The organism is Pseudoalteromonas sp. (assembly GCF_041629635.1).
Lineage (GTDB): Bacteria > Pseudomonadota > Gammaproteobacteria > Enterobacterales > Alteromonadaceae > Pseudoalteromonas.
In genome coordinates this window covers 1-5055 of record NZ_JBFKMX010000194.1, presented here as the reverse complement: position 1 = coordinate 5055, position 5055 = coordinate 1, and the positions used below count along the sequence as shown (strand labels likewise).

The 5055-nt window shown below is 39.8% G+C and carries 8 protein-coding genes; 5 read left to right on the top strand and 3 right to left on the bottom strand.

All coding sequences use genetic code 11. The features are described 5' to 3' along the window. The 4 genes from ABYD77_RS17660 to ABYD77_RS17645 form a co-directional block, all read left to right on the top strand. A partial coding sequence (locus ABYD77_RS17660; protein WP_372771414.1) for a DUF1698 domain-containing protein occupies positions 1-286 on the top strand: 286 nt, incomplete at its 5' end. Between the two features lie 191 nt (positions 287-477). Continuing rightward, on the top strand, positions 478-1518 hold the full coding sequence (purM, locus tag ABYD77_RS17655; RefSeq protein ID WP_372771413.1) for a phosphoribosylformylglycinamidine cyclo-ligase: 1041 nt from the start codon (positions 478-480) through the stop codon (positions 1516-1518). Further along, on the top strand, positions 1518-2156 hold the full coding sequence (purN, locus tag ABYD77_RS17650; protein ID WP_372771412.1) for a phosphoribosylglycinamide formyltransferase: 639 nt from the start codon (positions 1518-1520) through the stop codon (positions 2154-2156). The genes purM and purN overlap by 1 nt, the downstream gene beginning before the upstream one ends. Next, positions 2107-2859, top strand: a complete 753-nt coding sequence (locus tag ABYD77_RS17645) for a DUF3108 domain-containing protein (RefSeq protein ID WP_372771411.1) — start codon at positions 2107-2109, stop codon at positions 2857-2859. The genes purN and ABYD77_RS17645 overlap by 50 nt, the downstream gene beginning before the upstream one ends. Positions 2860-2924: 65 nt before the next feature. On the opposite strand, the gene ABYD77_RS17640 is transcribed toward ABYD77_RS17645, so the two are convergent. The 3 genes from ABYD77_RS17640 to ABYD77_RS17630 all read right to left on the bottom strand — a co-directional run bounded on the left by ABYD77_RS17640 (position 2925) and on the right by ABYD77_RS17630 (position 4650). Next, positions 2925-3692: a class II glutamine amidotransferase gene (locus ABYD77_RS17640; RefSeq protein ID WP_372771410.1), complete on the bottom strand. Its 768-nt coding sequence runs from the start codon at positions 3690-3692 to the stop codon at positions 2925-2927. Positions 3693-3767: 75 nt separating this feature from the next. Next, positions 3768-4238: a DUF4124 domain-containing protein gene (locus tag ABYD77_RS17635; protein ID WP_372771409.1), complete on the bottom strand. Its 471-nt coding sequence runs from the start codon at positions 4236-4238 to the stop codon at positions 3768-3770. Then, on the bottom strand, positions 4225-4650 hold the full coding sequence (locus ABYD77_RS17630; RefSeq protein ID WP_372771408.1) for a hypothetical protein: 426 nt from the start codon (positions 4648-4650) through the stop codon (positions 4225-4227). The genes ABYD77_RS17635 and ABYD77_RS17630 overlap by 14 nt, the downstream gene beginning before the upstream one ends. A gap of 217 nt (positions 4651-4867) precedes the next feature. On the opposite strand from ABYD77_RS17630, the gene ABYD77_RS17625 reads away from it, so the two are divergent. Continuing rightward, the coding region (locus ABYD77_RS17625) for a hypothetical protein (RefSeq protein ID WP_372771407.1) at positions 4868-5055 on the top strand (188 nt) is incomplete at its 3' end.

Below are 5055 nucleotides of genomic sequence, written 5' to 3'. Positions count from 1 at the left end.
GGTTGAAGGTGATGTAAATACGGTACTTATGCCAACCGACCGCTACGCGAAAATGCGTAATGTATGGTATATCCCAAGTACAGCAGCATTAACCTTGTGGTTAGAGCGCGTTGGTTTTAAAAATGTGCGTGTGGTAGATAACGACCAAACCTCACTTGATGAACAGCGTAAAACTGATTGGATGACAACGGAATCACTCGCGGATTTTCTTGATCCAAACGATGTAAACAAAACCATCGAGGGCTACCCAGCCCCACTTCGCGCCATCTTAATTGCCGAAGCCTAAGCGCGTTAATACGCTAACCCACTCTCAAGCAAGCGATTAATTGTTTGCTTGAGAGTCATATCCCTTACTTGTTCACACTTCTTGGACAAATGTCCTCATCCAGTTGCAATAAATGTGGTAGCAGCGCACGAAATCAGGTAAAATGCGCGCAATTTTTTATGCAACCCACATGCAACCGTTAAGGAATTTCCGTGAGCGAACAGAAACAATCTTTAAGCTATAAAGATGCAGGCGTAGATATCGACGCTGGTAACGCATTAGTTGAACGTATCAAAGGCGTAGTTAAGAAAACTCGTCGTCCAGAAGTAATGGGCGGCATTGGTGGTTTTGGCGCACTTTGTGAACTACCAACTGGCTACAAAGAACCAGTACTTGTTGCAGGTACCGACGGTGTTGGTACTAAATTACGTTTAGCAATTGACCTTAAAAAGCACGATACCGTTGGTATCGACTTAGTTGCTATGTGTGTGAACGACCTTATCGTTCAAGGTGCTGAGCCACTTTTCTTCTTAGATTATTACGCAACTGGCAAACTTGACGTAGATGTTGCTACTGACGTAGTAACCGGTATTGGTAAAGGTTGTGAGCTTTCTGGCTGTGCACTTATCGGTGGTGAAACTGCTGAAATGCCTGGCATGTACGAAGGTGACGACTACGATATGGCTGGTTTCTGTACTGGTGTTGTTGAGAAGTCAAAAATCATCGACGGCACTAAAGTAGCAGAAGGCGACCAACTAATTGCGCTTGCATCAAGTGGTCCTCACTCAAACGGTTATTCATTAATTCGTAAAGTACTTGAAGTATCAGGTGCTGATACAAATGCTGAGTTTGAAGGTAAAACATTAGGCGAGCACCTAATGGAGCCTACACGCATTTACGTTAAATCAATTTTAGAACTACTAAAAGATGTTGATGTACATGCGCTATCACACATCACAGGCGGTGGTTTCTGGGAAAACATTCCACGCGTATTACCTGAATCTGCAAAAGCAGTGGTTAAAGGTGATAGCTGGCAGTGGCCTGCAGTTTTCAACTGGTTACAAGAAAATGGCAATATCGAAACTCACGAAATGTACCGTACATTCAACTGTGGTGTAGGTATGATTTTAGTAGTACCTGCAGACAAACTTGAGCAAAGCTTAGAAATCTTAAAAGCGCAAGGTGAAGATGCATGGCACATTGGTGAAATCCAAGCTGCTAGCGCGGGCGAAGAGCAAGTAGAAATTATCTAATGACTAGTAAAATCGTCGTTTTAATTTCTGGTAGCGGCTCTAACCTTCAAGCCATTATTGATGCTGTTGAAGCTGGTCAAATTAATGGTGAAATCTGTGCGGTTATTTCTAACCGCCCAGATGCTTATGGCCTTACCCGTGCTGAAAATGCTGGGATTAATACGCTGGTATTAGATCATAAGGCATTTGCTAGCCGTGAAGACTATGACGCTGCGTTAATGGAAAAAATTGACGCTTTTAGTCCAGATCTAGTTGTATTAGCTGGTTTTATGCGTATTCTAACTCCTGGCTTAGTGCAAAATTATTTAGGACGAATGTTGAACATTCATCCATCTTTGTTGCCTAAGTATCAGGGTCTGAATACCCACCAAAGAGCATTGGATGCAAAAGACAAAGAGCATGGAGTTAGCGTACACTTCGTTACTGAAGAATTAGACGGCGGTCCTGTTGTTTTGCAGGCCAAAGTTACTATTGAGTCAGACGATACAGCGCAAACGTTAGCCGAACGTGTTCACCAACAAGAGCACATTATTTATCCTTTGGTGGTTCAGTGGTTCTGTGAAAAACGACTAACAATGGAAACAGATAATGCAGTTCTTGATGGCCAAGTTCTTCCAAAGCAAGGCGCTACAATCTAAATTTCTTATGGGTGCGGTTCTTACCAGCGCCCTTTTCTCGCCATTTATTTCGGCATCAACACATCAACTTCAATCTTACCAAGCTGAATACGATATTTTGCGTCAAGGCGAACGCCATGGTAGTGCATTTCGTCGCTTAACTGTTACTAATGATAGCTGTGAACTCAGCTATAAAAGTGATATCAAGTGGATGATTTTTAACGACAAGCGCTCTGAACAAGCAAGGTTTGATTGTGCCAATGGTGAAATTAAACCACTGCAATATGTAATGGAACGAGAAGGCACAGGCCCTGATCGTAAATATACATTACGTTTTGATCACCAAACTAAGCAAGTAACCTCGAACTCATCAAAATATCCGCTTGATATTAATTGGGAAGATGGTGTTCAAGACTTAATTAGTTATCAAGCACAAATGCGTTTAGATTTGTTAGCGGGTAAAAAAGAGTTTGATTACCCTATCGTTGATAAAAAAGGCAAAGCCCGCCATTACCGCTTTGAAATATTAGGCACTGAAACCATCACGCTACCCTTTGGCAATGTTGAAACCATTAAAGCCAGACGTGTTTACAATAATGATAAACGCCAAGCGCTTGCATGGTTTGCACCCAGTATGGATTATTTACTGGTGCGCATGTGGAAAGGTGAAAAAGGCGTTGAGCAATTTGACGTACAATTGAAAAGTTACATAGTTAAAAAGTAATTTTGAATCTATTTAAAACAAAAAGCATCGACTATTCGCTGCTTTTTGTGTAGAGAAAGACAGTATTAATAAACCGCTACACCAAGCTTAAATAAAACAAACTCGCCAGCTGCCATTTTATGCCATGATTCATTATCTGTAAGTGGACGCGTGGCAATCACAGTAACAATATCATTAGGTGTGGTTTCTTTTTTAAAATCAACAATTAAGTCTGCATCAATTAAGCGTGCTTCACCAAAAGGTGCTTTACGAGTGATCCAATGTAAATTGTTTGAACACACTGCAAGTACATAGATGCCATCACTTAACAACATGTTAAATACACCTTTTGCTTGTAACTGTTTGGCAAGCTTTGCTGCATAGCGAAATACCACTTTCATATCGCTTGGCTTTTTAGGGTATTTTTTGCGGATCTCATCCAAAATCCAACAAAATGCAAGCTCACTGTCGGTGTTGCCAACAGGTTTATAAAAGTCTGGTTTTAAATCTTGGTAGTTTGAAAGTTGACCATTGTGCGCATACGTGATTTCCCTGCCCCATAACTCACGCGTAAAAGGGTGAGTATTTTCAAGACACACACGGCCGCGATTGCCTTGGCGTATATGACTGATCACCGAGCAACTCTTAATTGGGTAGGCTTTAACAAGTTTAGCAATTTCAGATGTGCAGCTTGGCTCTGAATCTTTAAAAGTACGGCATCCTTTACCTTCATAAAAGGTAATCCCCCAACCATCTTTATGCGGCCCTGTATTACCACCGCGCTCTAATAATCCAGAAAAGCTAAAACAAATATCTGTTGGCACATTCGCTGACATGCCGAGCAACTCACACATTGCACAACCTCTTAAACAATTTAGTTAATTCTAACCAGATTCTAAAAAGAGTTAAAGTAAGCTAAATCAAACCATTTAGAGGTTATTGAGTAATTCTTGTTGTTGTTTTGCACGCAATTCAAGTTGCTTTTTAGCAAGCTCAGCATCTATTTTTAACGTGTTAATTCGCTCAAAATAGCTTTTCTCATTTTCATTATCTTTGCGCATTTTATCTCGTGGTATTTGCACCTCTGGCCATTCAACTTTTTTGGCAGGTAGCACGGTGGCCTCAGGTAACTCGGCTTGCTTGGCACCTTTAATTGGCATATCTGAATAATGTGTAACGCCCTTTTCATCTACCCACATATACACATTCACCTGCTTTTCTTGCGTAGTACTGATGTTTGGCAATTCAATATCATTAGGAATAATCGTTAGCACACGCTTCACTGAACGCAGCAGATCATCAACAGAAAATACAGTTTCGCCATTTGGTAACTTAATGACAAACAGCCCAATAATTACTATTGCCAATAGAGTAAATAGATAATAACTAAATCGTTTCATCTTCGAGCTCTCGGTATTCAAGCATTGCTCTATTGTCAAAAATTAAAAAGCCGACCCAAGTAAAAACGCCTGTTACCAAAACAATTAACATTGTTGATGCTTCTCTTGGTAGTGAAAGTAAAACAAAGTAAGTTGGTATAGATAATAAACAAAATACTGAAACTTCTTTAATTTTTAATATTTTCGAGACAAACCAAATTGCTGCAGAAGAAATCATAGCGCCAAAAAGCATACTGAACGAATATGATATAAGCCCTTTCCCATGCAAGTAGCTGCCTAAAGGTAAATCAGTAACTTTGAGAGCAAAAGCAACGAGTAATAAAATGCTTGCGATACCAATAAATAAGCCAAGAGCATATTTTATTGAAATGAAAGCAAAAGAATTAATCTTGTTATGTAACACTGAAAGCATGTTAATTCCTTTTAAACACAAATAGATAAGTTCACAGAGAAAATACTAGCAATTATTAGCCTGAAGGCATAGCTCTTTCATATGGTTAGCTATAATTAATAGAGTGTTTGAGAGCACATTTGTACGCTCAAAAAAGCAATAATTTGTCTTGAATCTCTGGTACTGAAAAGCTAATCTTAAGAAGAATCTGGTCAGACCTCTTACAAGGATAATAACTATGACTGCTTTATTTATACTCGGTTTGCTTGGCTGCCTAGCAATTGCTAGCTACAACAGAGCAAACTGGCATACTCATTTAACCGTTGCTGCTGCGGTATTGTTGATTGGCTCATTTATGGGTGCATTCTCAATGATCAGTTGGTTAATTTTCTTAGCAATTGCTATTCCACTGTCAGTGACGAGCAT

Coding starts and splice junctions, on each gene's coding strand:
- purN (WP_372771412.1), top strand. CDS start 1,518: ATGACTAGTAAAATCGTCGTTTTAATTTCTGGTAGCGGCTCTAACCTT.
- ABYD77_RS17645 (WP_372771411.1), top strand. CDS start 2,107: ATGCAGTTCTTGATGGCCAAGTTCTTCCAAAGCAAGGCGCTACAATCT.
- ABYD77_RS17640 (WP_372771410.1), bottom strand. CDS start 3,692: ATGTGTGAGTTGCTCGGCATGTCAGCGAATGTGCCAACAGATATTTGT.
- ABYD77_RS17635 (WP_372771409.1), bottom strand. CDS start 4,238: ATGAAACGATTTAGTTATTATCTATTTACTCTATTGGCAATAGTAATT.
- ABYD77_RS17630 (WP_372771408.1), bottom strand. CDS start 4,650: ATGCTTTCAGTGTTACATAACAAGATTAATTCTTTTGCTTTCATTTCA.